The 23,621-nt window shown below is 61.8% G+C and carries 21 protein-coding genes; 5 read left to right on the forward strand and 16 right to left on the reverse strand.

Annotated features, from left to right (window positions below; genetic code table 11):
- Positions 1 to 41: 41 nt before the first annotated feature.
- The 4 genes from C0617_RS02300 to C0617_RS02315 form a co-directional block, all read right to left on the reverse strand.
- Positions 42 to 740 carry a diacylglycerol kinase gene (locus tag C0617_RS02300; protein ID WP_291315403.1) on the reverse strand — a complete coding sequence of 233 codons (699 nt, stop codon included), beginning with the start codon at positions 738 to 740 and terminating at the stop codon, positions 42 to 44.
- Positions 741 to 752: 12 nt separating this feature from the next.
- Complete coding sequence (gene ybeY, locus C0617_RS02305; protein ID WP_291315404.1) at positions 753 to 1,205, reverse strand: rRNA maturation RNase YbeY; 453 nt, start codon at positions 1,203 to 1,205, stop codon at positions 753 to 755.
- The gene (locus C0617_RS02310; RefSeq protein ID WP_291315405.1) at positions 1,108 to 3,522 is read right to left on the reverse strand and encodes an HDIG domain-containing metalloprotein; all 2,415 of its coding nucleotides are present in this window, start codon (positions 3,520 to 3,522) and stop codon (positions 1,108 to 1,110) included. The genes ybeY and C0617_RS02310 overlap by 98 nt, the downstream gene beginning before the upstream one ends.
- A gap of 62 nt (positions 3,523 to 3,584) precedes the next feature.
- Positions 3,585 to 4,571: a PhoH family protein gene (locus C0617_RS02315; RefSeq protein ID WP_291315406.1), complete on the reverse strand. Its 987-nt coding sequence runs from the start codon at positions 4,569 to 4,571 to the stop codon at positions 3,585 to 3,587.
- A 193-nt stretch (positions 4,572 to 4,764) separates the two neighbouring features.
- Here C0617_RS02315 and eno point away from each other — a divergent pair, with 193 nt between their 5' ends.
- On the forward strand, positions 4,765 to 6,057 hold the full coding sequence (eno, locus tag C0617_RS02320) for a phosphopyruvate hydratase (protein WP_291315407.1): 1,293 nt from the start codon (positions 4,765 to 4,767) through the stop codon (positions 6,055 to 6,057).
- A 242-nt stretch (positions 6,058 to 6,299) separates the two neighbouring features.
- Here eno and C0617_RS02325 read toward each other — a convergent pair whose 3' ends face one another.
- From C0617_RS02325 to C0617_RS02355, 7 genes are all read right to left on the reverse strand, one after another.
- Entirely contained in the window at positions 6,300 to 6,722 is a 423-nt protein-coding gene (locus tag C0617_RS02325) for a hypothetical protein (RefSeq protein ID WP_291315408.1), read from the reverse strand.
- A 1-nt stretch (position 6,723) separates the two neighbouring features.
- Positions 6,724 to 8,661 carry an ATP-dependent zinc metalloprotease FtsH gene (ftsH, locus tag C0617_RS02330; RefSeq protein ID WP_291315409.1) on the reverse strand — a complete coding sequence of 646 codons (1,938 nt, stop codon included), beginning with the start codon at positions 8,659 to 8,661 and terminating at the stop codon, positions 6,724 to 6,726.
- Positions 8,662 to 8,812: 151 nt separating this feature from the next.
- A complete protein-coding gene (locus tag C0617_RS02335; protein WP_291315410.1) occupies positions 8,813 to 9,112 on the reverse strand; it encodes a zf-TFIIB domain-containing protein in 300 nt (99 codons plus the stop codon).
- Positions 9,113 to 9,229: 117 nt separating this feature from the next.
- Positions 9,230 to 9,895 carry a CRISPR system precrRNA processing endoribonuclease RAMP protein Cas6 gene (gene cas6 / locus C0617_RS02340; RefSeq protein WP_291315411.1) on the reverse strand — a complete coding sequence of 222 codons (666 nt, stop codon included), beginning with the start codon at positions 9,893 to 9,895 and terminating at the stop codon, positions 9,230 to 9,232.
- A 434-nt stretch (positions 9,896 to 10,329) separates the two neighbouring features.
- Positions 10,330 to 11,076: a succinate dehydrogenase/fumarate reductase iron-sulfur subunit gene (locus tag C0617_RS02345; RefSeq protein ID WP_291315412.1), complete on the reverse strand. Its 747-nt coding sequence runs from the start codon at positions 11,074 to 11,076 to the stop codon at positions 10,330 to 10,332.
- Positions 11,076 to 12,992 carry a fumarate reductase/succinate dehydrogenase flavoprotein subunit gene (locus C0617_RS02350; protein WP_291315413.1) on the reverse strand — a complete coding sequence of 639 codons (1,917 nt, stop codon included), beginning with the start codon at positions 12,990 to 12,992 and terminating at the stop codon, positions 11,076 to 11,078. The genes C0617_RS02345 and C0617_RS02350 overlap by 1 nt, the downstream gene beginning before the upstream one ends.
- A gap of 12 nt (positions 12,993 to 13,004) precedes the next feature.
- A complete protein-coding gene (locus tag C0617_RS02355; RefSeq protein WP_291315414.1) occupies positions 13,005 to 13,682 on the reverse strand; it encodes a succinate dehydrogenase cytochrome b subunit in 678 nt (225 codons plus the stop codon).
- Between the two features lie 522 nt (positions 13,683 to 14,204).
- Between C0617_RS02355 and tgt the strand changes: the two genes are divergently transcribed.
- From tgt to C0617_RS02370, 3 genes are read left to right on the forward strand one after another with little or no spacing between them, the layout of a single operon-like run.
- Positions 14,205 to 15,323, forward strand: coding sequence for a tRNA guanosine(34) transglycosylase Tgt (gene tgt, locus C0617_RS02360; protein ID WP_291315415.1), 1,119 nt, complete (start codon positions 14,205 to 14,207; stop codon positions 15,321 to 15,323).
- Positions 15,324 to 15,354: 31 nt separating this feature from the next.
- Positions 15,355 to 16,164, forward strand: a complete 810-nt coding sequence (locus tag C0617_RS02365) for a hypothetical protein (protein WP_291315416.1) — start codon at positions 15,355 to 15,357, stop codon at positions 16,162 to 16,164.
- Positions 16,161 to 17,309, forward strand: a complete 1,149-nt coding sequence (locus C0617_RS02370; protein WP_291315417.1) for a glycosyltransferase family 2 protein — start codon at positions 16,161 to 16,163, stop codon at positions 17,307 to 17,309. Before C0617_RS02365 ends, C0617_RS02370 begins: the two co-directional genes overlap by 4 nt.
- Positions 17,310 to 17,325: 16 nt before the next feature.
- Here the strand turns inward: C0617_RS02370 and C0617_RS02375 are convergent, their stop codons facing one another.
- Together C0617_RS02375 and C0617_RS02380 are read right to left on the reverse strand one after the other, a co-directional pair.
- Positions 17,326 to 18,252: a hypothetical protein gene (locus C0617_RS02375; RefSeq protein WP_291315418.1), complete on the reverse strand. Its 927-nt coding sequence runs from the start codon at positions 18,250 to 18,252 to the stop codon at positions 17,326 to 17,328.
- Positions 18,237 to 19,556 (reverse strand): glycosyltransferase, encoded by a 1,320-nt coding sequence (locus tag C0617_RS02380; RefSeq protein WP_291315419.1) that lies wholly within the window; start codon positions 19,554 to 19,556, stop codon positions 18,237 to 18,239. The genes C0617_RS02375 and C0617_RS02380 overlap by 16 nt, the downstream gene beginning before the upstream one ends.
- A gap of 294 nt (positions 19,557 to 19,850) precedes the next feature.
- Here C0617_RS02380 and C0617_RS02385 point away from each other — a divergent pair, with 294 nt between their 5' ends.
- Complete coding sequence (locus tag C0617_RS02385; RefSeq protein WP_291315420.1) at positions 19,851 to 20,606, forward strand: lytic transglycosylase domain-containing protein; 756 nt, start codon at positions 19,851 to 19,853, stop codon at positions 20,604 to 20,606.
- 127 nt (positions 20,607 to 20,733) lie between these two features.
- On the opposite strand, the gene C0617_RS02390 is transcribed toward C0617_RS02385, so the two are convergent.
- The 3 genes from C0617_RS02390 to accA all read right to left on the reverse strand — a co-directional run bounded on the left by C0617_RS02390 (position 20,734) and on the right by accA (position 23,584).
- On the reverse strand, positions 20,734 to 21,495 hold the full coding sequence (locus tag C0617_RS02390) for a septal ring lytic transglycosylase RlpA family protein (protein ID WP_291315421.1): 762 nt from the start codon (positions 21,493 to 21,495) through the stop codon (positions 20,734 to 20,736).
- A 225-nt stretch (positions 21,496 to 21,720) separates the two neighbouring features.
- Positions 21,721 to 22,629, reverse strand: coding sequence for a PfkB family carbohydrate kinase (locus tag C0617_RS02395; protein WP_291315422.1), 909 nt, complete (start codon positions 22,627 to 22,629; stop codon positions 21,721 to 21,723).
- A gap of 1 nt (position 22,630) precedes the next feature.
- Positions 22,631 to 23,584, reverse strand: a complete 954-nt coding sequence (gene accA, locus C0617_RS02400; protein WP_291315423.1) for an acetyl-CoA carboxylase carboxyl transferase subunit alpha — start codon at positions 23,582 to 23,584, stop codon at positions 22,631 to 22,633.
- Positions 23,585 to 23,621: the final 37 nt, after the last annotated feature.

Raw genomic sequence — 23,621 nt, forward strand, 5'->3', positions numbered from 1 at the left:
AAAAATGAAAAAAGTAACGGCCCCGGGGCCGAAGGTCCTCGTCAGCCCAGGAACAGGTAGAAGATCAGGGGGACCATGATGCCGAGGACGCCGCCGACCAGAACTTCCCGCAGGGAATGGATTCCCAGGAGCAGCCGGCTGTGGCTGACCATGGCAGCCAGGGATATGGCCATCAGCGACAGAAGCGTACCCGCCCCGGAAAGCATCATTGCGGTGGCGATGCAGAAGGCCATGGCGGAATGACCGCTCGGCATCCCTCCGTGCAATGGAGCCCCGCCCCCGCTGCGGGCCTTGAGCAGAACCACCACGATCGTCACCGCCAGCAGCGACACGATCGCCAGTTCCCCCGGGGCCTGCCAGGCCCCTTCTTCTTCACCTTTCAGGCTCGGGAAAAGATGCCCGGAGAGGATCAGGTAGCCCATGACCACGGCACCGACGCTGGCCACAAGGACAATGCCGGCCGCCACGTCCTTGGCCCGGCGAGCCAAGGGATGGTAGTCGGGCGAGACAAGGTCAACGACCACCTCAAGGGCCGTGTTGACCAGTTCGGCACAGAGCACCAGGGTGGCGGCGAGGGCGAGCAGAGTGAATTCGAGGGCCGAAACCCGCAGCCACATGGCAAGAAGAAGTACCACCATGGCGGCGAAAAAGTGATAGCGCATATGCCGTTGGGTACGGACGGCCCATATCACGCCATCGATGGCGCAATTAACGCTCTCCAACCAGTTGGTGGGCTTCATCTCGGCGCCAGTTCAGGCAGGCAGGAATTCCTCACGAATAAGGTCAAAAACCTCCTCCTCCTTGGCCTCCATGCGCCTCGCCTCTTCGGCGCTTCCCCGCTCGTGGTCGAATCCCAGCAGGTGCAGGGTGCCGTGCAGCAGCAGAAAATAGAGTTCGCTCTCGAAGGGAAGCTCCGCTTCCCGGGCGTGCCGGTCCGCAGTCTCTGCGGAAATCACCACGTCTCCGAGCACCTCGGGATGAAGCCCGGCCCCCTCCCCCTCCTGCATGGCGAAGGAGATCACGTTGGTGGCACGGTCCCGCCCGAGGTAGTCCCGGTTGAGGCTCCGGATCTCCTCATCGTCGACGATGACGACAGAGATCTCGGCGTCAGGACATCCCAAGGCGCTTAAGATCCTCCCCGCCACCTTTTCCAGGGCCTGGGTCTTTAACCTTAGGTTCTTTTGCCTGTTCTCGATGTGGATCATCAACGTTCTTCTTCCTGACAGGTTCGTTTTCCCGCCCCTTGTAGGCCGGCTCGGGGTAATCGATGCGATGATGGAAAATCCCCGCCAGAATACGGTTGAAACTCTTGGCGATGTTGTGCAAATCCTTCAGGGTCAACTCACATTCGTCGAGCTGGCCGTCGATGAAGATATTGTTGATAATTTTCTGAACCATGCCCTGAATGCGTGCGGGGGTCGGGTCAGGCAGGGTCCGGCTGGCCGCTTCCACCGCATCGGCGAGCATGATAAGAGCCGCCTCGCGGGTCTGGGGCTTGGGCCCGGGGTAGCGATAATCCCTCTCGTTGACCTGCTGAACCTCGGGGTCCTCGTTATTCTTGGCCTTGTCGAAAAAGAACTTGATCAGCGCGGTCCCGTGATGCTGGCGTAAAATATCGACCAGGGATTCACCGAGCCTGTTCTCCCGAGCGGTTTCGACACCGTCCTTGACGTGAGACATGAGAATAAGGGCGCTCATGGAGGGAGCGAGTTTGTCGTGCTTGTTCTCCCCTCCGCCCATGTTTTCAACGAAATACAGGGGTTTGCGAATCTTGCCGATGTCGTGATAGTAAGCGGCCACCCGCGCCAGAAGGGGGTTGGCGTTGATCGCCTCGGCCGCCGTCTCCACAAGGTTCCCCACGATAATGGAATGGTGATAGGTGCCCGGGGCCTGAATCATCAACTCCCGAAGAACCGGCTTGTTCATGTTGGCCAGCTCGAGGAGCTTGATGTCTGTGGTGTACTTGAAAAGGTGTTCCACGAGGGGAATGGTCCCGGTGACGACCACCGCGCAGAACAGACCGCCCGCCAGACCGAAGCCGAGCTTGTAGAGCAGCTGCACGTCGAAGGCCCGTCCCGCCAGGAGATGGATGCCCAGGATCAGCAAAGCGTTGATGAGCGAGAGCCTCAGCCCTGCGTTGTAGAGAGTCGTGCGCTCCTTGCAGTGCCGAACCCAGTGAGCCGCGGTCATGCTTCCGACCAGGGCATAGATGGCGATGAAAAGGCTGTTGCCGAACAGCACGCCCATGAGCAGCGAAGAGACGAGGGCGAAAACAAGGGCCACTTCCGAGTTGAGGACGATCCTCACCAGCATGGTCCCGACGGCAAAGGGGAAGAGATAGTAGTAGCTCGCCGAATCGACGTAGGGGAAGGCGCTTTCCAGCGCAGTGGAGATAAATATAGCGAGCTTGATGAGGCCGAACAGCCCGATGAAGGTCGTGACCAGGAACAGAAGATCCCGGGTGTTGGGATGGTACTTCCGGATATTGCGCCGGGCGAACCGGTGTCCGACGAAAGACAGCAGCAGAATTGAGAGAAACAGCCCGGCGCCGGTCCTCAGGGTGCTGTAATGGTTGCCCAGCTGACTCAGGGCCTTGAGCTTTTTGATCTGCCCCTCGTTGACCCGCTCGCCCTCCCGGACGATCATCTCGCCCTTCTTGACTTGAAACAGGACCGGCTTGACCGCCTCGCGCGCCTGGCGCTTGCGATCCTCGGTCTCGTTCTTGTTGAAGGTCAGGTTGGGCCGCAGCAGCTTCTGAACCAGGGAGGTCACTCCCCTGCGCTGATCGTCCGACAGGCCTTCAATCTGCTTCAGCCTGTCACGCAACAGGTCCTGGGCGTCGCCCAACCCGATGACGCTCTCCAGGTTGTTCCCCTCGGCCTCGGTCCGGCTGACCAGGTTGCGAATGATAACCCCTCTAGAACGATCGGCCTGGAAAAGCTGGAGGTTGCCTACAACCTTGCGCCCCAGGGTCTGAACCATCGCCTGGCGCAGGCCCGAAAGGGGATCGGGACCGGGCTTTGCCGCGTCGGATCCGGTTGGTTGTTCGACCGCAGGTCGTTCACTGGCCTCGGGTGTCGCCTCCGCCGGGAGAGCCTCCTGACCGGCAGGAGTCACGGCAAAGGCCCTCAAAGCGCCCATTTCGGAATCTTCAAGGCTGACCCCCAGAAGACCCTGAAGATCCTCCACCAGGTTCTCTGTTGCGGCTCCCAACAGGCCGCCCTGAAGCCTGCTGACGGCCGCCTCGATCTTGCCGGGGATTTCCTGGCCGGTCTGCGGGTCGAAATCGTAAAGGGGGAGAACAGCCTCTTCGGCTTCAAGCCGCTTTTTTTCAGTGAGGGGCTGGTCCGCGACGAGCATTTCCCGGGGGGCCTTGATGTCCCGCGAGGCGATATCCCCCGGCTGATAATAGTCGGGAACGAACCCCCCCTTGGGAATGATAATCACGGTAAGAACCAGAGCGAGCAGAACCAAGAGCAAATGCCTCTGCTGGCGCTCTCCCAAGAAGAGAAAACGCCTCACGGCGGACGAAGACCTCCGTGTCTTGCGTCCACCGGGTTCTTGCTTGCGATCATTCCTGGTCATCAATCGGTCTTCACTTTTACGGATGACGAGCGAGCCCTTTCGTAGGCCTGCACAATGCTCTGCACGATAGGATGACGGACCACGTCGCGGTCGGAAAAAAAGTTGTGGTGAATCCCCTTGACCCCCTTGAGGACCTCAACGGCCTGAACGAGTCCGGAGAGACGCCCGGATGGCAAATCGATCTGGGTGACATCACCGGTAACGACGGCTCGGCTTCCGAAGCCGAGCCGGGTCAGGAACATTTTCATCTGCTCCGCGGTGGTGTTCTGAGCCTCGTCGAGAATGACGAAGGCGTCGTTCAGGGTACGCCCCCGCATAAAGGCCAAAGGAGCCACCTCTACCACCCCCTTGTCGATCAGTGCCTGCCCCTTCTCAAAGTCCATCATGTCGAACAACGCGTCGTGCAGAGGGCGCAGGTACGGGTTGACCTTCTCGGCGATATCCCCGGGGAGAAAACCGAGCCTCTCTCCCGCTTCGACCGCCGGACGCACAAGCACGATGCGGCTGACCTCCTTCTTGGCCAGGCAGGAAACCGCCATCGCCATCGCAAGATAAGTCTTTCCCGTTCCCGCCGGACCGATTCCGAAAACCACGTCGTTAGTCCGGATGGCGTCGATATAGGTCTTTTGCGCCAGGCTCTTTGGGGTGATGATCTTTTTCCGGGCCGAAATGAAGATGGTGTCGAGAAAAATATCCTTGAGGCGGGCATTGGAATCGGCGCTTAGAATGCGCAGGGCATACCCGATGTCGGCCGGATAAAGAGGATAGCCCTCCTGCAACAGGCCGTGGAGTTCCTCCAGCAGCCGCTGGGCCAGATGCGCCTGAAACCGCTCCCCCTGGATATGAATTTCACATCCCTTGGAACCGATGCGCACACCCAAAAGCCGTTCAATCTGCTTCAGGTTGGCATTCTGTTGGCCAAACAGAAGGTTGGCCAATTTTTGGTCGGCGGCGGCAAAACGCCCCGGGGTGTTGCTCTTATTCAAAAAGCTATCCTTGGTTTGGGCAGCAATTCAAGCTTTAAATGTTATCATCGCAGCTCGTCGAAAGCAATTATTTTCACACGTTGCAAAACCGCAGAATGGCGAAAAGGGGCTTTTCATTTAACCCCATTATGTTATAAATAGGTCCGACAACCCGGGGAGACCCGGGACAATTTTTTTCTACAAGGGGGTTGTCATGAGCGAAATTGTCGATATTCACGCCAGAGAGATTCTCGATTCGCGTGGAAATCCCACCGTCGAGGTGGAAGTTCTTCTGGAGAGCGGGGCCATGGGCCGGGCTGCGGTACCGAGCGGTGCCTCGACCGGCGAGCGAGAGGCGCTTGAATTGCGCGACGGCGACAAATCCCGCTACCTGGGCAAAGGTGTCCAGAAAGCCGTCACCAACGTCAACGAGGTGATCGCCGACGCCCTCATCGGATGGGACGCTTCCGACCAGGCGAACATCGACCGCAAGCTCCTCGACATGGACGGCACCGATTTCAAGAGCAACCTCGGAGCCAACGCCCTGCTCGGCATCTCCCTGGCCTGCGCCAAGGCGGCCGCCGAGGAAGCCGGTCTGCCCCTCTACCAGTACCTGGGAGGGACCAACGCCAAAGAGTTGCCTCTGCCGATGATGAACATCATCAATGGTGGCGAGCATGCCGACAACAACGTCGACATCCAGGAATTCATGATCATGCCTGCCGGGGCCGGCTCCTTCAGCGAAGCCCTCCGCATGGGCGCCGAGATCTTCCACGCCCTCAAGAACGTCCTCAAGGCCAAGGGCTACAACACCGCAGTCGGCGACGAGGGCGGCTTCGCCCCCGACCTCGGGAGCAACGAGGAGGCGCTGCAGGTCATCATGGAGGCCATCGAAGCGGCCGGCTACAAGCCCGGCAACGATGTCCTGCTGGCCCTCGACGTCGCCTCCAGCGAACTCTACGAGGACGGCACCTACCTGCTGGCGAACGAGGCCCAGCCGAAGAAGAGCGCCGCCGAACTGGTGGCCTTTTACGAGGACCTGGTCGAGCGTTATCCGATCATCTCCATCGAAGACGGCATGGCCGAGAACGACTGGGACGGCTGGAAGCTGATGACCGAGAAGCTCGGAGACAAGATCCAAATCGTCGGCGACGACCTCTTCGTCACCAACACCAAAATCCTCAAGGAAGGGATCGAGAAGGGGATCGCCAACTCCATCCTCATCAAGGTCAACCAGATCGGCACCCTCACCGAGACCCTCGAGGCGATCGAGATGGCCAAACGCGCCGGCTACACCTCCGTCGTCTCGCATCGCAGTGGCGAGACCGAGGACACCACCATCGCCGACCTCGCCGTCGCGACCAACGCCGGCCAGATCAAGACCGGCTCCCTGTGCCGCACCGACCGGGTGTGCAAGTACAACCAGCTGCTGCGCATCGAGGACGAGCTGGATGACGTGGCCGTCTTCGCCGGCCGGGATGTTTTCTACAATCTCGCCCGCAAGTAACCCTGCCCCAACGGACATAAAAAAGCCCGCGGCGTGCCGCGGGCTTTTTTATGTCCTTCAACCCAAACGAAATGTTTTCCCCTGGGGACGCAGACCTGTGATGCAAAGCTCAAAACAGGGGAATACCACGCCCGATTCTCAGATCGTCAATCTTTGCGCCCCTTCCCGCCTCCTGGCCGGATCTGCGTTATAGAGCGGCGGATTTCGGTCCACCTTTTGCGCGTTTTGTGCATTCCTTTTTCTTACTTTCCGGGATGGAGCCGAAAGGTTCCGCCCTCCCGGATTCGGCTGAGAGCCCCGGCGGCATCCATCTCCCGAAGAAGGCCCTGAAAGCGCCGCCGGGGTTCGTTGGGAAAGAGCGGATACAGATCGGTCTGCAAGATGCCGGGGTGCTCCCGCAAGACCTCCAGGATACGTTCCTCGATGGTCGTCTGGACCGGGTCCTCTGGGACAACTATCGGAGGCGGTTCGCGGTCGGATTCAGGCCCTGCGGCCTCGGCACCACCACCGTCTGAACCGTCCTTTACGATCTCTGTTTCTGGTTCACTCGAGACACACTCCCTCAACTCGCCGCGGATCTCCTCCTCAAGGTCCTTTAATTTTCGACAGGAAAAATAGCCGAAAACGACAACCCCAACGGCAACGATCCAGAAAACCACTCCCATATCATTCCTCCCCGGCAGAGACCTGCCCATGCGAACCACCGCGCTCCTCCACTGGGGAGGTCCGGGTTCCCGTCTCGGAATCGGTTTCGACCCGGCCGAGGACCTCTTCTACACGGTCTTTTCCCAAAACTTCCTCTTCCAGCAGGGCCTCTGCCAACGCATCCAGGCCCGAACGATTCTCACCAATAATCATATCGGCGGTCTGCTCCCCTTTCTTTATGAGCTTCTCGATCTCCTGGTCGATCAGCCAGGCCATCTGTTCGCTAAAGGTCTTCTCCGCCGCCAGCTTCCGCCCCAGGAAAGGATGCTCCTCGCCACGGTTGAAGGTGACCGGGCCGATCTTCTCGCTCATCCCCCATTGGCACACCATCTTCTCCGCCAGTTCCGTCACCTGCTTCAGGTCGCTCTGAGCACCGGTGGAGAATTCGCCGAACACAGCCTTTTCCGCGGCCCGCCCGCCGAGGCTGACCCCGATGCGGGTCATGAGGTAGCCCCGGCCGTAGTGGTAGCGATCGTCCTGTGGTAGTTGCTGGGTCATCCCCAGAGCCTGCCCCCTGGGGATGATGGTGACCTTGTGGATGGGATCGGCACCGGGCAGATTCCTGGCCACGATGGTATGGCCTGCTTCATGATAGGCGGTGATCCGCTTCTCCTCCTCGGAAAGGAAGAGTTTGCGCTCCGCACCCATCAGCACCTTGTCCTTGGCCCGTTCCAAGTGATCCATAACGACCAACTCCCGATCCTCCCGGGCGGCGATCAGGGCGGCCTCGTTGGTCAGGTTCTCAAGGTCGGCCCCGCACATCCCCGGGGTGCCGCGGGCGATCAACTCCAGATCGACGTCATCGCCGAGAGGAATGCGACGGGTGTGGACCTTGAGAATGCCGAGGCGCGCCCGCCAGTCGGGCCGGTCGAGGACAACCTGCCGGTCGAAGCGCCCCGGGCGCAACAGGGCCGAATCGAGAACGTCGGGCCGGTTGGTGGCCGACATGACAATGACCTCTTCGTGGGTCTCGAAGCCGTCGAGTTCGGCCAGAAGCTGGTTGAGGGTCTGCTCCCGCTCGTCATTCCCCCCCCCGAGACCGGTCCCCCTGGCCCTGCCGACGGCGTCGAGTTCATCGATAAAGATGATGCTGGGGGAATTCTTTTTGGCATTGTTGAAAAGGTCCCGGACCCGGCTGGCCCCAACCCCCACGAACATTTCGATAAACTGGGAGGCGGAAATGGAGAAAAAGGGAACCCCCGCCTCCCCGGCGACCGCCTTGGCCATCAGGGTCTTTCCTGTCCCCGGCGGTCCGGCCAGAAGGACGCCGCGGGGCACCTTCCCGCCGAGGCGGGTGAATTTGTCCGGGTTGCGCAAAAAATCGACCACCTCGCCGAGTTCCTGTTTCGCCTCCTCCAACCCGGCCACGTCCTTGAAGGTCACGCTGGAGGACTCCCGGGTATAGAGATGGGCCCCCGATTTGGAAAAGCTCCCCATGATCCCGCCTCCGCCCGCCCCCTTGCTACGCATTCCTTTCAGGATGAACCACCAGACCCCGATGATCAGCACCCAGGGGATCAGGTAGAGCAAGGCCGTGGCCCAGGGCGAAGGCTCCTCCTCGGGCAGGACATGGACCTCCACGTCCCTGCTGGCTAACTCTGCGAGGAGCTGGGGGTCTTGAAAAGGCGGCAGGGTGGTCTGGAATTGCATGAAATGGGGGGCGGGAACGGCCCTCTGCGCGTCTCCGACCAGGATAGCCTCCCTGAACTTCCCGGCAATGGCCGTCCCCTGAAAAGTGACCTCGAGGAGGTTGTCCTGTCTCAGCTCGTGTTTAAATCGGCTGTAACTGATGGAAGCGACCAGGGTCGGTTCCCGGGGCGCGAATGTCACATACAGGTAATTGAACACCAGGATCAGCAGGAGGATGAAAAAGACCTGTTTCCAGGCGTTTTTATTCATATTCTCTCCGCCGGCGAGACAAGTGGGTTGACATATCGGGCACTTATCAGTCTATCAGGGCAGGACAACGGGGCAACTTGGGCCCTATGCCAGACCAGAAGACAAAAAGGCGGCGGGGAATTCCCGCCGCCTTGAACCATATATCCGTCTCTCAGTCTTTTTCCCCTTTGAACCATTTGTCGAACCAGGTTCGATGGTCCTTCTCGGCGAGCAGCTGCAGATCACGGGGCCCCAACCAAACCCCACCGCACCCGGGACACTTGTCGAGGGGGACCCCGCGAAAGGTCAGGGGGTCGATGGGATCCCCGCACTTGGGGCAACGGTTACGGCAGCACTCCCGAACAACCTGCTCCCGTGCGGTCTCCTTCATCTTCTGAATTTTTTCTTTCTCCTGCTTGTAGATAAACTCGTTTTCCAGGGCCTTTTTTCGCTCGTCCCACACATTTGTCATGGCAGCTCCCCCCGAAGTGATGTTCTATTTTAATGAAGTATAACGCGGTTTACGAGGCTTTCAAGTCCTGCAAAAAGCCGTACGCCATCCTTCATAAGAAGCCATGACCTGAGGACACTAGCGGCTGGCGGAACGACCGGAAAGGGAGAAGTGGCCTGCTCCGTAGGCCGCCCCCTTGCCAATATTGAACAGAGAGGCGAGCCTCAGCACCCAGTCGACCTCCCCGAGGCTCTTTGCCCCCAGAATCATCGATCCGGCCAGTCCCCCCAAATCCTGCTCTTTCACTCCTTCCCCCAGGACCCGCCAGTCCCGCCAGGCCAGGGTGCTTTCCAAAACCTCCACCTGCCGGGCTGAAGCCAGGAGAGGGCTTGAATCGCTGACGACCTCCAGGTCGCAATGGGCAAAAAGCATGGAGGTCACCCTGCGCAGCAGAAAGGGGAATATTTGGGAGAAACTGGCCCGGAAGAGGGGCCGTCCCTGGGACATCACGCGGGCGGGTGTGACAAAGTCCATGGCCACATTCTCCGCCAGGTCATCCTGAACCTCGAGCCACCACAGGGCATCTTGAATCGGAAGGACCCAACGTCCGATCCTCTGCCCCTCGTCCCAAATCCTTACCTTCTCCCCGCCGGAAGCCACGGCTTCAACCGCCACCAGGTCGAAGAGCCCCTGTCCTCTGTGAAAGCCGACCGGCCCGAGCGCCCTCAGGGCTTTGGCAAAGGCTTCCACCAGGTGCCGCCCGTTCCCCCAGAACAGTACCGGCAATTCCAGCTGATCGCCCATTTCAAAATCATGGGGAAATCCGCAACCGGGCGGATGTATGACGAAGGGGGGCCCCGGCCGCTGAAACCGGCGAAGTGCGACCGGATCTGAACTCAGCGGGGGCTCAAAGAGAAGGGCCAACCTCTCCCGACCTCCCGGCTCCATATCAAGGGCTGAACGGGCGGCCTGCCGGAGATCGCGCCGCATTCGCAACAAGGCTTCCTCGGTCAGATGGAAATCGTCCAAAAATTCCAGACGAAAGATCAAAGAAGAGAACTCTGCCGCTCGCAACTGCTCGGGTGCGCCACCCATACCTCACCTCCCCGGGGCCGATAATTAGTCCACTGAAACTTCCGCACGAAAAAAAGGGGCGAAGGAATGACCCTTCGCCCCAGAGCATGTTTCCATGCGAGCTAAGCAAAAGGGGTCTCCCGGAGACGACCCCTTGATTATTATTATTTGCCCTTGGGCAGGGCCTTCATCAGCTCACGATTGAGACGACCGATGAACTTGACCTTGATCCCCTTGGGGCAGGCGGCCTCACACTCGTAGTGGTTGGTGCAGTTGCCGAAGCCTTCGGCGTCCATCTGCTCCACCATGGCCCGGACCCGGCGGGCGGCTTCGACCTCGCCCTGGGGCAGGACCCCGAGGTGCGAAACCTTGGCGGCGACGAAGAGCATCGCCGAGGCGTTGGGGCAGGCGGCGACGCAGGCCCCGCAGCCGATGCAGGCGGCGGCGTCCATCGACTCGTCGGCGGCCGTCTTGGCGATGGGAATGGCATTGCCGTCGGGCACCCCGCCGGTGTGGGCGGAGGTGTAGCCGTAGGACTGGATGATGCGATCAAAGGCACCGCGGTCAACCATCAGGTCCTTGATGACCGGGAAGGCCCGGGAGCGCCACGGCTCGATGAAGACGTGGTCGCCGTCCTTGAAACGCCGCATGTGCAGCTGGCAGACGGTGATCTCCTCCTCGGGACCGTGGGGGATGCCGTTGATGACCTGGGAACACATGCCGCAGATTCCCTCGCGGCAGTCGTGGTCGAAGATGATCGGCTCGACCCCCTTCTTGATCAGGTCTTCGTTGACTTCGTCGAGCATTTCGAGGAAAGACATGTCGGGGCTGACATCCTTCGCCTCGTACTGCTCTATCTTCCCCTTCGCGTTGGGGCCCTTCTGGCGCCATACGTGCAGTGTCAGATTCATTATTTATAACTCCTCACGGCAAGTTTGACATTTTCGAATTTCAGGGGCTCCTTGTGGAGCTCGGGCTCCTTGCCGACCCCCTTGAACTCCCAGGCGCCGACGTAGGTGAAATTCTCGTCGTCGCGCATGGCTTCCCCGTCATCGGTCTGATGCTCGGTCCGGAAATGGCCGCCGCAGGACTCCTCACGGTGCAGGGCGTCCTTGGTCATGATCTCGGCGAACTCGAGGAAGTCGGCCAGGCGGCCGGCGTTCTCGAGCTGCTGGTTGGTCTCATCGGCGTTCCCGGTGACCTTCACGTTGTTCCAGAACTCGTCGCGAATCTGGGGGATGCGCTTGAGGGCCTTTTTCAGGCTGGCGTCGGAACGGGCCATGCCGACGTTTTCCCACATGACCTTGCCCAGCTCGCGGTGCAGTTCGCTGACCGTCTTCTTGCCGTTGATGGAGAGAAGCTTCTTGATATGGGCTTTAACCTCTTCCACCGACTTCTTGAAGGCGGGATGGTCGTCCTTGACGACGCCGGGCTTGACCGTGGCGAGGTAGTTGCCGATGGTGTAGGGGATGACGAAGTAGCCGTCGGCCAGACCCTGCATCAGGGCGGAGGCCCCGAGGCGGTTGGCGCCGTGGACGGAGAAGTTCGCCTCGCCGAGGACGAAGAGACCGGGGACGTTGCTCATGCAGTTGTAGTCGACCCACAGCCCGCCCATGGAGTAGTGGGGGGCGGGGTAGATGCGCATCGGCTGCTTGTAGGCGTTCTCGTCAGTGATTTTCTCGTACATCTGGAAGAGGTTGCCGTAGCGCTCCCGGATGGTGCTCTCGCCGACCCGGTCGATGGCGGTCTGGTAGTCGAGGTAGACGCCGCGCTTGCCGGGGCCGACGCCGCGCTCGTCGTCGCACTGCTCTTTGGCGGCGCGGGAGGCGATGTCGCGGGGGGCGAGGTTGCCGAAGGAGGGGTACTTGCGCTCCAGGTAATAGTCGCGGTCACCTTCGGGGATGTCGCCGGGGGCCTTGTCGCAGTCGGCCTTCTTCTTGGGCACCCAGCAGCGGCCGTCGTTACGCAGCGACTCGGACATCAGGGTCAGCTTCGACTGATGGTCGCCGGTCTGCGGAATGCAGGTCGGGTGGATCTGGGTGTAGCAGGGGTTGGCCATGTAAGCGCCCTTGCGGGCGGCCTTCCATGCGGCGGTGACGCTGCACCCCATGGCGTTGGTCGAGAGATAGAAGACGTTGACGTAGCCGCCGGTGGCGAGCACCACGGCGTCGCCCCAGTAGGACTCGATCTCGCCGCTGACCAGGTTGCGGCAGGTGATCCCCTTGGCAACCCCGTCGACCACGACCAGGTCGAGCATCTCGCGGCGCTCGAAGAGCTTGACGGTTTTGGCCTTGACCTGGCGGGAAAGGGCCTGGTAGGCGCCGATCAGCAGCTGCTGGCCGGTCTGGCCGCGGGCGTAGAAGGTCCGGGAAACCTGGGCGCCGCCGAAAGAGCGGTTGTCCAGGTAACCGGCGTAGTCGCGGGCAAAGGGCACACCCTGGGCGACGCACTGGTCGATGATGTTGTTCGACACCTGGGCCAGACGCCAGACGTCGGCCTCGCGGGCCCGGAAGTCGCCGCCCTTGATGGTGTCGTAGAAGAGGCGGTAGATGCTGTCGCCGTCGTTCGGGTAGGCCTTTGCGGCGTTGATCCCGCCCTGGGCGGCGATCGAGTGGGCGCGCCGGGCGCTGTCCTGGTAGCAGAACGCCTCGACGTTGTAGCCGAGCTCGCCAAGGGTCGCGGCGGCGGCGCCGCCGGCCAGGCCGGTGCCGACAACGAGGACTTTGAACTTGCGCTTATTGGCGGGGTTCACCAGTTTCGATTCGAAACGGTGACGATCCCATGAAGTTTCGATAGGTCCGGTAGGACATTTTCCGTCTAATATCACGATGAAATCTCCCTAAATTTTGACGAAGCCCACGATAATGAGGACGGGGATGGCAATGTACCCTAGAAGGACCACAAAACCGAAGGCCTTGCTGGCCATCCCGATCCCGTCGATGGTCCGGTCGTTGTTCCACCCCATGGTCTGGAAAAAGCTGCCAAAACCGTGACTCACGTGGAGGAAGAGGAAGACCATGGCAGCGACGTAGACGAGGGCGATGAACAGCTTCTGGAAACTGAGGACGACCATGGAGAAGACATCGAGCCGGTTCATGGCGTCGAGCGGCAGGTTGTGGGCCGAAATCTCCGGGTTGGATACCTGCACGGTAAAGTGAAGCAGGTGGTAGATCAGGAAGATCAGCAGAACGAGGCCGGACCAGATCATGGTCCGGGCGCCGATGGTGGTGCGCAGGTTCTGCTTCTGTACATAGCTGCCGGGGCGGGCGGCGCGGTTTTCCAGGGTCAGCTGGACGCCCATAACGATGTGCAGGGCAAAGACAGCAAGCATGACCAGCCGGAAAATCCATACCAGGGGCCCGAGGGCATGAAGGTGCTCCGCATAGGCGTTGATGCCGTCGGGACCGGCAAATATCGATGAGTTACCGAGCAGATGAACGATGATGAAGCTGATCAAGATCAGGCCGGTACAGGCCATCAAGATCTTTCTGCCCACAGAACTATTCGTAAGTAGCATAATTTTAATCCCTTGGAATGAAATTCAAGAGTCTATCAGGGTCGGTGATGTACCGTTTTGAGCCGTATGCAAAGGCTCCCTTCACAGCCGGGGCGAGGGAATGGTTCCCACGCTTCCGCCTGGACATCTCCAATCCACCACCGGTGGTCCCCGCCAACTGCTGAAACTCTGCATCTTTTCTCTCCTTGGGAAAAAGTGACATTGACTTGAATACAAGGGCCCCGCCAAGACCAGCGAGACACACAACACCCTGGCCCTTTGGCAGGACAAAACTGAGTTTATCTACCATCCGCAGAGCGCCGCTGTCAACCAAAATATGTATACAGTATGCACCTTGTAAAACCCTGTTCTCCTCCTATTCGACCGGGTTCCCACCCCCCTTGCCCTCCCCTCGGAACGCGATCTTTCCCTCTAAAACCCTTCGTTGCCAAAGGTTACCGTTTCTGCTAGAGTTCTCGCCCAGCTCGTTTCGCAAAGCAGGACCGCAACCATCGTCCCCACTCACCATTTCTGGAACCGCCCATGTTTCGTTTCGACCTTTTGACGACCGACCGCACCAGCGCCGCACGCCGGGGCCGTGTGACCACCCCCCACGGAGTCATCGAGACGCCGGTTTTCATGCCCGTCGGCACGCACGCAGCGATGAAGGCGATGACCCCGACCCAGGTGGACGAGACCGGCGCCCAGATCATTCTTTCCAACACCTACCACCTTCATCTCAAGCCGGGCGAGGGGCTGGTTGAAAAAGCCGGCGGCCTTCATCGGTTCATGAACTGGGACAAGCCGATCCTCACCGACAGCGGCGGGTTCCAGGTCTTTTCACTGCCGAAAAAAAAGATCACCGACACGGGGGTCTTTTTCCGTCACGAGGTCACGGGCGAGGAGATCTTTCTCGGCCCCGCCGAGGCCATGACCATCCAGAACGCCCTCGGCGCCGACATCATCATGGCCTTCGACGAGTGCATCCCCTTCCCTGCGACTCACGACTATGCCGCCACATCGATCAGGAAGACCCTGCGCTGGGCTGAAGAATGCCTCAAGACCCACCGCCGGTCGGACCAGGCCCTCTTCGGCATCGTCCAGGGGGGGATCTACGAAGACCTGCGCCGCCAGTGCGCCGAGGCCTTGACCGCCATGGATTTCCCCGGCTACGCGGTCGGAGGGGTGAGCGTCGGCGAGGGGCTCGACCTGCTCAAGCAGGTGGTCGAATACACCGCCCCCTTTCTTCCCGAGAACAAGCCGCGCTACCTGATGGGGGTCGGGCTTCCCGAGGACATCCTCGAGAGCGTCGAGCGGGGCATGGACATGTTCGACTGCGTTATCCCCACCCGCTACGCCCGCAGCGCCACCCTCTTCACCAGCCGCGGCAAGATCCGCCTCACCCACCGCCGCTATCGCCGCGATTTTTACCCCGTCGACGCCGCCTGCGACTGCTACTGCTGCAGCAACTTTACCCGGGCCTACCTGCACCACCTGTACAACGCCAACGAAATCCTCTCCGCCATCCTCGCGGCGATCCACAATGTCCGCTTTTACCAGAACATGATGAGCCGGACCCGGCAGGCCATCGAGAATAACGAGTTTGCCGCCTTCAAAGCAGAATTCCTCGGCCAATACGGATATACTCCCGCCAAAGGTTGACGGGCACTCGGCCGCATCCCATAATGGACGCATGAGCGATGCGGACCATAGAGGCGGCCTCGACCCGGGCCTGGCCGGGCGTCTCCGGCTTGCCCTGTCGGCCCGGGGGGACGCCCTCTTCGCGATACTGCAGGATTCCTCCGGGGACGTCCTGCGCGCCGCGCTGAAAAACCCTCACATCTCCGAAGAACATCTCCTTGCGCTTCTCAAACGCCGCGACCTGTCAGATGCCCTGCTCAAGGCGCTCTACCAACTTGAGCAGAAGCGCCCCGGCCATCGCCTCAAGGTCGCCCTGGTCCGGAACCCGGCCACCCCCGGGCCGATCGTCCGCAGCCTGCTTCCCCACCTCCACCTCTTCGAACTGGTTGACCTCTGTTTCCTGCCCGGGGTCACCCCGGATCAGCGCGTGGCCGCCGAGAGGGCCATCGTCCAGCGCCTGGCCGAGACCGAACTGGGCAATAAGATCACCCTCGCCCGCAGGGCGACGGCGACGGTTGCGGGCGAACTCCTCAAGGAAGGCCACCCGGCCCTGATGGAAGCCTGCCTGTCCAATCCCAGGCTGAAAGAAGTCTCCATCCTGCAACTCCTCCAGGGACCCCACGGAACCGCCGCGTCGATCTCCGCGGCGGCCCGTCACCCCCGGTGGAAAAACCGGCCCAACGTGCGCCTCGCTATCCTCAAAAACCGCAAGACCCCGGCGGTCTGGTTCACCCTTTTCCTGCCCCGCCTCAAGCCCAGCGACATCAACAACCTTCTCGCCTCCCCCCGCCTGACTCCGCGCCAGAAGGGTCTGATCCGCGAAGAGCTGAAGAAGCGGGGCTATATGGACAAGAAGAGATGACAGCCCTGCTCACGGCCCTCGCCTTCGGCACTCTCGGCTTTTTTGCCGCCTTCGCTGCCGCCCTCTTCGGGAGCAGGGGATACCGCCTGAACCTTGGGACCGTCGCCCCCTGCAAGGTCTGCCCCCCGGTTTCGGTCATCATCGCCGCCCGCAACGAACAGCGCAACATCGCCGAAGCCCTGAGTTCGGTCATGGCACAGGACTACCCGGCCAAAGAGATCGTCGTCGTCAACGACCGATCGACAGACGCCACCGGCGCCATCCTCGAGGAACTCGGGGCGAACGGTCCCCAACTGCACGTCGTCACCGTCACAGACCTGCCCCCGGGCTGGCTGGGCAAGAACCACGCCTTGTGGCTCGGCGCGCAAAGGGCGCAGGGGGACATCCTGCTCTTCACCGATGCGGACGTGGTCATGGAGCCTTCGGCTGTCTCCAGAGCTGTCTCCTATATGGAGCGCACCGGCATCGACCATCTGGCGGTTGGGCCGGAGGTCGCAATGAAGGGATGGATCCTCAACTGCTTCGCGGCGGCCTTCATGATTTTCTTCACCCTCTACGCCCGGCCCTGGGCCGTCCGCAATCCGAAGAGCGGCGCCCACATCGGCATCGGCGCCTTCAACATGGTGCGCCGGAAGGCCTACCAACACGCAGGAGGGCACCGGGCGATCGCCATGCGCCCAGACGACGACATGAAACTCGGCAAGCTGATCAAGAAAAAGAGATTCCGCCAGGACCTGCTGGCGGGAAGGGGAATGCTGCGGGTGGAGTGGTACGCTTCGGCGGGGGAGATGGTGCGGGGGCTGGAGAAAAACACCTTCGCCGGGGTGAACTACAACTGGGCTCTGCTGATCGCCGGAACCCTCGCCTGCCTGCTCGGCTTCGCATGGCCCTTCGCGGCGGTCCTGCTGACCTCGGGGATCACCTGGTGGTGCAACCTGGGCGTCGTCGGGGCCATCTGCCTGATCTACTTCGAGTGCGCCTCCGCCAACGGCATCCGGCTCCGCTACGGCCTCGGCCTGCCCCTGGCGACCCTGCTCTTCGTCTACGTGCTGTGGCGCTCGGCGATCGTGATCACCCTGAAAGGGGGGATCGACTGGCGGGGGACCCACTACGGGCTGGAGGAGCTGAAAAAGAACCGGGTCTAGGCAAGTCCGGCCTGCCTCACCAGGCGTAGATCAGGTTGGCGTGACCGAAGCAGTAGCGGTAGCTCTCGCTTGTCGCCTGGGCCGTGGTGCAGCCGAAACGGGTGTCCAGGCCGAACTCCGGAGTGAACCACCCCTTGAGCCGGGCCTCCGCCCAGTAGGCCTCCTTGTTCTCGTCGTCGATCACCTGGATGCCGGGACCGGCCAGGCCACGAATCACCCAGTTGTCGCCCCCGAAGGCTTTGGCCGCGCCGAAGAGAAGAAAGTATTCCTCGAGCCGGTCGGGGCTGAAATACCCGATGCCGTTGAAATCACTCTCCAGGACCCGCCCCTTGAGCTGGACGTTGAACCAGTCGTGGTTGCGCGGCGTGTAGACGATGCGCCCGACCCGGCCGAGCCGGTCGTTGCCGTCGGAAAAGTCCTGGGTGAAGAGCGCCCCGACCACGGTGAACTCGTCGGTAATGTTGTAGTCGGCAGAGACGCCGTAGGTATCGACCGTGTACTCGAGGCGCGCGGAGGTCACCGAGTCGACGATCCCCCGCTCGGCGAAGACCTCCGCGTACCACTTGCGGGTCGGGCCGTAAACCAGGTTGGCCGCATAGAGGGCGGGGGACCAGTCGTCACCTTGGTAGAGTTTCCCCTTCAGGTCGAGGTGTATGTTTTCCGAAAGGTCCGAACGGTGGTTCAGTTCCAGGACCTTGAACCGTTCCGATCCGGAGACGTCGTTGAGAGTCAACACGCCGCCGCGAAAGCCCCATTCAGGCTTATAGGCACTGTCGTCGAAGCGATGCGAGTACCCCAGGTAGACGCCGTACTGATCGGCGTCGTCGCTGTCGCTGGAGAACTCGACCCCGCCGGTGACGCGGTTGCCGGCGTGAGCCCCCTGGGCGAAGAGGACCAGGGTGATCAGCAGAACCATCGACAGGCGGATCATTTCGTCCCCCATGATTTCTTGAAGTGAAAGAATTCGGAGAAGTACCCGAGAATGCTGGCTGGAGACATGATCACCTGGTAGGTCAGCATGTAAAGGATAAGCCCGAGAAAGTTCTTGCGGACCTTCAGGCCGTAGCGGCGGAAGATGCGCCGCTGGTTGAAAAACATCAAAACGTTGATCAGAAGCATCAGAGGCAGCAACAGCAGGGTCATGACCCCGACAATGGCGTAATACTGGAAGAAGACCGCGGCGAACACGCCGGGAAGAAAGACGCACAGGAAGACGAGGTCAAGGTAGGGGAAGAGTGCGTTGAGGTAGATGAAGGGGGTGATCATCCTCGGTCGGGTGAAGATCCGCGGATGAAAGCGGAACGCCTCCATCAGCCCCCGCGCCCAGCGCTTGCGCTGGCGAAAGAACTGACCATAGGTCTCGGGAACATTGGTGAAGACGAAGGCGTTTTCGGCGTACCCCACCCGGTAGCCGAGCTCGTGAAAGGCCCAGGTCAGGACGATGTCCTCCCCGACGGTATCGGCCCACCCCCCCGCTTTCTCCAGGGCCTCCCTGCGGTACACCGAGAAGGCCCCCTGGGAGACGAGGGTCCCCTGGTAAAGAGACTGGATGCGTTTGACCACGGAGATCCCCAGGAAGTAGTCCCATTCCTGGAGCTTGGTGATCATGTTGTTCCGCGAGTTGCGGGCCAGAACCGTGCCGGCCACAGCCGCGGTATGGGCGGGACCGTCGATGATATTGGTGACGATGCGGGCCAGGGCATCCTTGAACAGGTGGGTGTCGGCGTCGACCGAAGCAATAAGATCGTGACTGGCCTGGGCGAGGGCGACGTTCAGGGCGTTGGCCTTGCCCCCGTTGGGAAAGACCGGAATCAGCCGGAAGCTGAAATTCTTCCCGGCCCCGAGGGTCCCGATGGTCTCGGCCACGACCTCGCGGGTCCGGTCGGTGGAACCGTCATCGACGACCAGCACCTCCACGTCCCCGGGATAGTCCTGGACGGCGACCGAACGGAGAGTGTCGCCAATACACCCCTCCTCGTTGTAGGCCGCGATGAGCAGAGTCACCGGCGGCAGTTTCTCGTGGATGAAGTAGCGGGGCCGGTGGTCGATCAGGAGTCCGGCGACAAGGAAGGCGTTGGCCCATCCCGGAATCAGGGCGATGCCGGCGACGATAAACCAGGCCACGGGCAGGGAAAAGAGTTCGGCCAGGTCGTTGATCCAGGGAAGGGCGACATAAAGGCTGAAGGCGACCCAGGAGATGGCGAAAGCCATTGCCAGGGCAAGTTTACCGCGGACGGGGACATACATACGCTTTACTGGGCTCCGTTTTTGGGGAAAAACGGCGCACTTTCAGCCCCTTTCCCACGTACCTAATGAAACACACTTCTGCTAGAAATAACCCAACCCCCTCTCCCGTGTCAATCCTCATGGCCATTAACCCCAGCTCAGCGTCGGCCCTTCGGCGATGCGAAAAAACCATCGGCTGAAGGACCTCGAGAAAGGGCGTTGTGACCACCCGTTTGGTACGCTCCCTGCATTTTCATTCGGTCGTCCCCATAACCGGCCTGCGATGACATTTTTCCGACAGGCGTGGAGAACCGGATGGCGATCAACCCAGCAAGAGGGCTCCCCGGAAAGGGAGCGTTCCCGGCGGAAAGGGGCGCGCCGCACCGCGGCCACGGCAAAGATTCCGCCTTCGAAAATGCCCTGGAGTCCCTGCTTCGCAAAAGCGAAAAAGGCTTTACCCCCTCCGTGGACGGCCCGGCACTGGCCCGGATGGTCAGCCTCCAGATGTCCCGGGGCCTGCTGGGCCTGTCGGACGGAGACAGCGGCGGCGGAGCTTTTTCCTCCTCCGCCTGGCTGGAGAACCTGCGGAGCGCCGTGGCCCGCGGGGATCAAAATATCGAACCGTCCCCGCCACTGCCGGCCGCACCAGAAAAAAACCGGGCGCTGAGCCTTTACAAGGAAGACTCGGCGAACCTCGACGCCATTGTGGAGAAGGCCGCGAGCCGCTTCGGCCTGGAGCCGAGGTTGGTCAGGTCGGTGATCCGGGCCGAGAGCGACTTCGACACACAGGCGGTCTCACCCGCCGGGGCCAGGGGCCTGATGCAGCTCATGCCGGCCACCGCGCAAGAGCTCGGGGTGCGCGACTCCTTCGACCCGGAGCAGAACGTCATGGGGGGAACCCGCTACCTGAGGCAGCTTCTCGACCGCTATGACGGGGACCTCGACTCGGCCCTCGCGGCCTACAACTGGGGGCCTGGAAACCTGGACCGCAGCGACGGCACGCTCCCGGGGGAAACCCGCCGCTACCTCGCCAGGGTCAAGGGGTTCCTCGCCGGGCCGCCACGCGCCTGAGGCCATCGAAAGAAGCGCCCTCCTGAAGCGCGAAAGCCGCCGGACCGATCATTCCGGTCCGGCGGCTTCCCCTTCCCTCTTCAAGTAAATTCGGCGGCGGCCCTTGCGGCCCGGCCCGCTCCCCTCCCTAGTCGATCGCCACCACGAAACCGTTCCCATGCCCCGCCGCGGCAAGGCTCGCCCGGGCCTGATCGGCGGCCAGCAGGGACTCGTACCGGCCGACCCGAACCCGGTGAAAGAGGGTGCCGCCGACCCGCTCCTGCTCCACCGTGGCCACGCCGTAGCGTCCCTCCAGGTCCGCCCTCAGCCGTTCGGCGTTGGCCGCAACGCCGAAGGCCCCCACCTGGATGGCGAAGGGGCCGGAGTCGTAGCTGTCCAGGCGCCGGTACTCCACCTTCCCCGCCTCGCCGATCTGCCGGAAACCGAGAGCCTCGATCCTCACGGGCGCGGTACCGGGACCGACCACCCCGAGCTTCGTCGCCGCGGCGAGAGACAGGTCGATGATGCGCCCCTTGACGAAGGGACCCCGGTCGTTGACCCGCACTTCCGTCTCTTTCCCGCTGCCAAGGTGGCGAACCTTGACCGTCACCCCGAGGGGCAGGGTCTTGTGGGCGGCGGTCATGGCATACATGTCGTAGATCTCGCCGTTGCTCGTCTTGCGCCCGTGGAACTTCTCCCCATACCAGCTGGCGCCCCCCTCCTGCACGAACCCCTCGGAGCGCAGCATCGGCTCGTAACGCTCGCCGTTGACCGTGTACGGTTTCTGGTGCCCCTTCAGGTGGCTGTTCTCGGGGGTGTCGATGACCCGCGTGCGGTAGCCACCGCAGGCACCGAGCAGAAGGGCAAGGAACAGAAGAAGAAAAGAATAGTAAATGCGTTTAAGGGACATCGGGTCCTTCAACTTCGGGGTAAAGCGGAAACAGGTCTCACGCCAGTTCGATGCGCTCTCTCAAGGCGCAAAGACATCCTGAAATCTGCACTGAAGACATTTAAAGCGATGGTTTAGCCACGACCACCTATCTGCCTGCTTTTCAGAGCTTTTCGTGGCTGTCCTGGATGGAATTGCAAACGAGAAGGGGGCACCGGAGCGGTTCACCGCAATCCCTCCCTCGGATCAGGCATCGACCCGCTCGGCAAGAAAAGCCTCCGCCTCGGCAAGGGTCGGAATCGCAGTGCGCCCGCCGAGCTTGCGGGCCTTGAGGGCGGCGCAGGCGGCGGCGAAACGGACGACCCGCTTCAAGGGCCACCCCTGGAGCAGGCCGAAGATGTAGCCGCCGTGAAAGACGTCCCCACACCCGGTGGTGTCGACTGCGTCGACCAAGAAAGCGGGCTGATGGAATCGTTCCCCCTCCCGGCTTCCGGTATGGCTGCCCAAGGCGCCGAGGGTGACCGTCGCCGCCAGCCCCCCGCGATAGAGGAGCAAATCGACGGCCCGAAGAGGGTCATCGGGGCAGAGAGAGCGGGCGAAGCGCTCGCTGACAACGGGATGGTCAATAAGGGGAAGCAGTTCCTCGGTCCCCTCCCGGAAAGTGCCTCCGTCGAGGACCGTGATCAAACCCCGAGAGCGGGCGATGCGGGCAGCGGCCAGGGACGCCCCCCGCTGCAGTCCGTCGAGGTGCAGGACCTGCGCGGCTCCGAGGATCCCGGGGTCCACCTCATCGGGCTCCAGGGGCCTGGCGCTGCCCCGGTGCCAGAAGATGTTGCGGTGGGCGCTTCCCCCTTCAACCGCGATGAAAGCGACCTGACTGGTCCGTCCTGAGTCGGAAAGGAGGCCGCTGCAATCGACCCCCTCCCCCTCCAGTCCGGAGCGGATTTTCTCCCCGAAGTCGTCGTCGCCGACCCGGCCCCAAAAGGCCGTTTCGACGCCAAGTCGGCAAAGAGCCACCAGGGCCGTGGCCACCGGCCCGCCGCCCTGGATCAGGACCTCGTGCAGCTCCGCCTTCTCATCGACCCCGGGATAGCGAGACAGGGTGCCGAGCAGGTCGAGGGCGCACTGGCCGAGGCCTACGACCTGGTGGCTCACCCTACTCTGCGACCCGGGTCATGGCCCGGAACTTCTCGTAGCGCTGCTCCACGATCTCCTCGGCGGAGAGCTGCTGCAAGTCTTCGAGATGCTTCTTGAGGTATTCCTTGACCTTGGCCGCGGCGGCGACCGGATCGTTGTGCGCCCCGCCGAGGGGCTCGGGGATGACGTCGTCGATGACGCAGCCGAGCTCGCGGATGTCGTGGGCGGTCAGCTTGAGAGCCTCGGAGGCCTGGGGGCCTTTGGTGCCGTCGCTCCAGAGGATCGCCGCGCACCCATCGGGGGAGATGACTGCGTAGACCGAGTACTCCATCATCAGGACCTTGTTGCCGACGGCGATGGCCAGGGCCCCTCCGGAGCCGCCCTCCCCGGTGACGGTGACGATGACCGGTACGGTCAGGGCCGCCATCTCGCGCAGGTTGCGGGCGATCGCCTCGGCCTGGCCGCGCTCCTCGGCGCCGATGCCGGGGAAAGCCCCCGGGGTGTCGACGAAGGTGAAGATCGGCACCCCTAACTGCTCGGCCATCTGCATTACCCGCAGGGCCTTGCGGTACCCCTCCGGGTTGGGCATGCCGAAGTTGCGGTAGACCTTTTCCTTCGTGTCCCGCCCCTTCTGGTGGCCGATGACGCAGCACGGCTCCCCGTCGAGGCGGGCGAAGCCGCAGACCAGGGCCGGGTCGTCCCGGAAGTTGCGGTCGCCGTGGACCTCGAACCAGTCGGTGAAGATGTGCTCCACGAAGTCGAGGGTGAAAGGCCGGTCCACGTGCCGCGCCAGCTGGGTCCGCTGCCAGCGCGAAAGGTTGGAGAAGATCTCCGCCCGCAGCTTGTCGGCTTTCTTCTCAAGCTTCCGGATGTCCCCTGTAAAATCGACCTTGGCGGTGGAGAACTCCTTGAGTTCCCTGATCTTCCGTTCCAGTTCGACCAGGGGCTTTTCAAAATCTAGGGAAAAACGCATCTTTAATCTCCTGTCATTTCAGCTTTCACCCGGCAGG

The sequence above is a fragment of the Desulfuromonas sp. genome (genome assembly GCF_002868845.1).
Lineage (GTDB): Bacteria > Desulfobacterota > Desulfuromonadia > Desulfuromonadales > BM501 > BM501.

Coding starts and splice junctions, on each gene's coding strand:
- C0617_RS02300 (WP_291315403.1), bottom strand. CDS start 740: ATGAAGCCCACCAACTGGTTGGAGAGCGTTAATTGCGCCATCGATGGC.
- ybeY (WP_291315404.1), bottom strand. CDS start 1,205: ATGATCCACATCGAGAACAGGCAAAAGAACCTAAGGTTAAAGACCCAG.
- eno (WP_291315407.1), top strand. CDS start 4,765: ATGAGCGAAATTGTCGATATTCACGCCAGAGAGATTCTCGATTCGCGT.
- C0617_RS02325 (WP_291315408.1), bottom strand. CDS start 6,722: ATGGGAGTGGTTTTCTGGATCGTTGCCGTTGGGGTTGTCGTTTTCGGC.
- ftsH (WP_291315409.1), bottom strand. CDS start 8,661: ATGAATAAAAACGCCTGGAAACAGGTCTTTTTCATCCTCCTGCTGATC.
- C0617_RS02335 (WP_291315410.1), bottom strand. CDS start 9,112: ATGACAAATGTGTGGGACGAGCGAAAAAAGGCCCTGGAAAACGAGTTT.
- cas6 (WP_291315411.1), bottom strand. CDS start 9,895: ATGGGCGATCAGCTGGAATTGCCGGTACTGTTCTGGGGGAACGGGCGG.
- C0617_RS02345 (WP_291315412.1), bottom strand. CDS start 11,076: ATGAATCTGACACTGCACGTATGGCGCCAGAAGGGCCCCAACGCGAAG.
- C0617_RS02355 (WP_291315414.1), bottom strand. CDS start 13,682: ATGCTACTTACGAATAGTTCTGTGGGCAGAAAGATCTTGATGGCCTGT.
- tgt (WP_291315415.1), top strand. CDS start 14,205: ATGTTTCGTTTCGACCTTTTGACGACCGACCGCACCAGCGCCGCACGC.
- C0617_RS02365 (WP_291315416.1), top strand. CDS start 15,355: ATGAGCGATGCGGACCATAGAGGCGGCCTCGACCCGGGCCTGGCCGGG.
- C0617_RS02370 (WP_291315417.1), top strand. CDS start 16,161: ATGACAGCCCTGCTCACGGCCCTCGCCTTCGGCACTCTCGGCTTTTTT.
- C0617_RS02375 (WP_291315418.1), bottom strand. CDS start 18,252: ATGGGGGACGAAATGATCCGCCTGTCGATGGTTCTGCTGATCACCCTG.
- C0617_RS02380 (WP_291315419.1), bottom strand. CDS start 19,556: ATGTATGTCCCCGTCCGCGGTAAACTTGCCCTGGCAATGGCTTTCGCC.
- C0617_RS02385 (WP_291315420.1), top strand. CDS start 19,851: ATGGCGATCAACCCAGCAAGAGGGCTCCCCGGAAAGGGAGCGTTCCCG.
- C0617_RS02390 (WP_291315421.1), bottom strand. CDS start 21,495: ATGTCCCTTAAACGCATTTACTATTCTTTTCTTCTTCTGTTCCTTGCC.
- accA (WP_291315423.1), bottom strand. CDS start 23,584: ATGCGTTTTTCCCTAGATTTTGAAAAGCCCCTGGTCGAACTGGAACGG.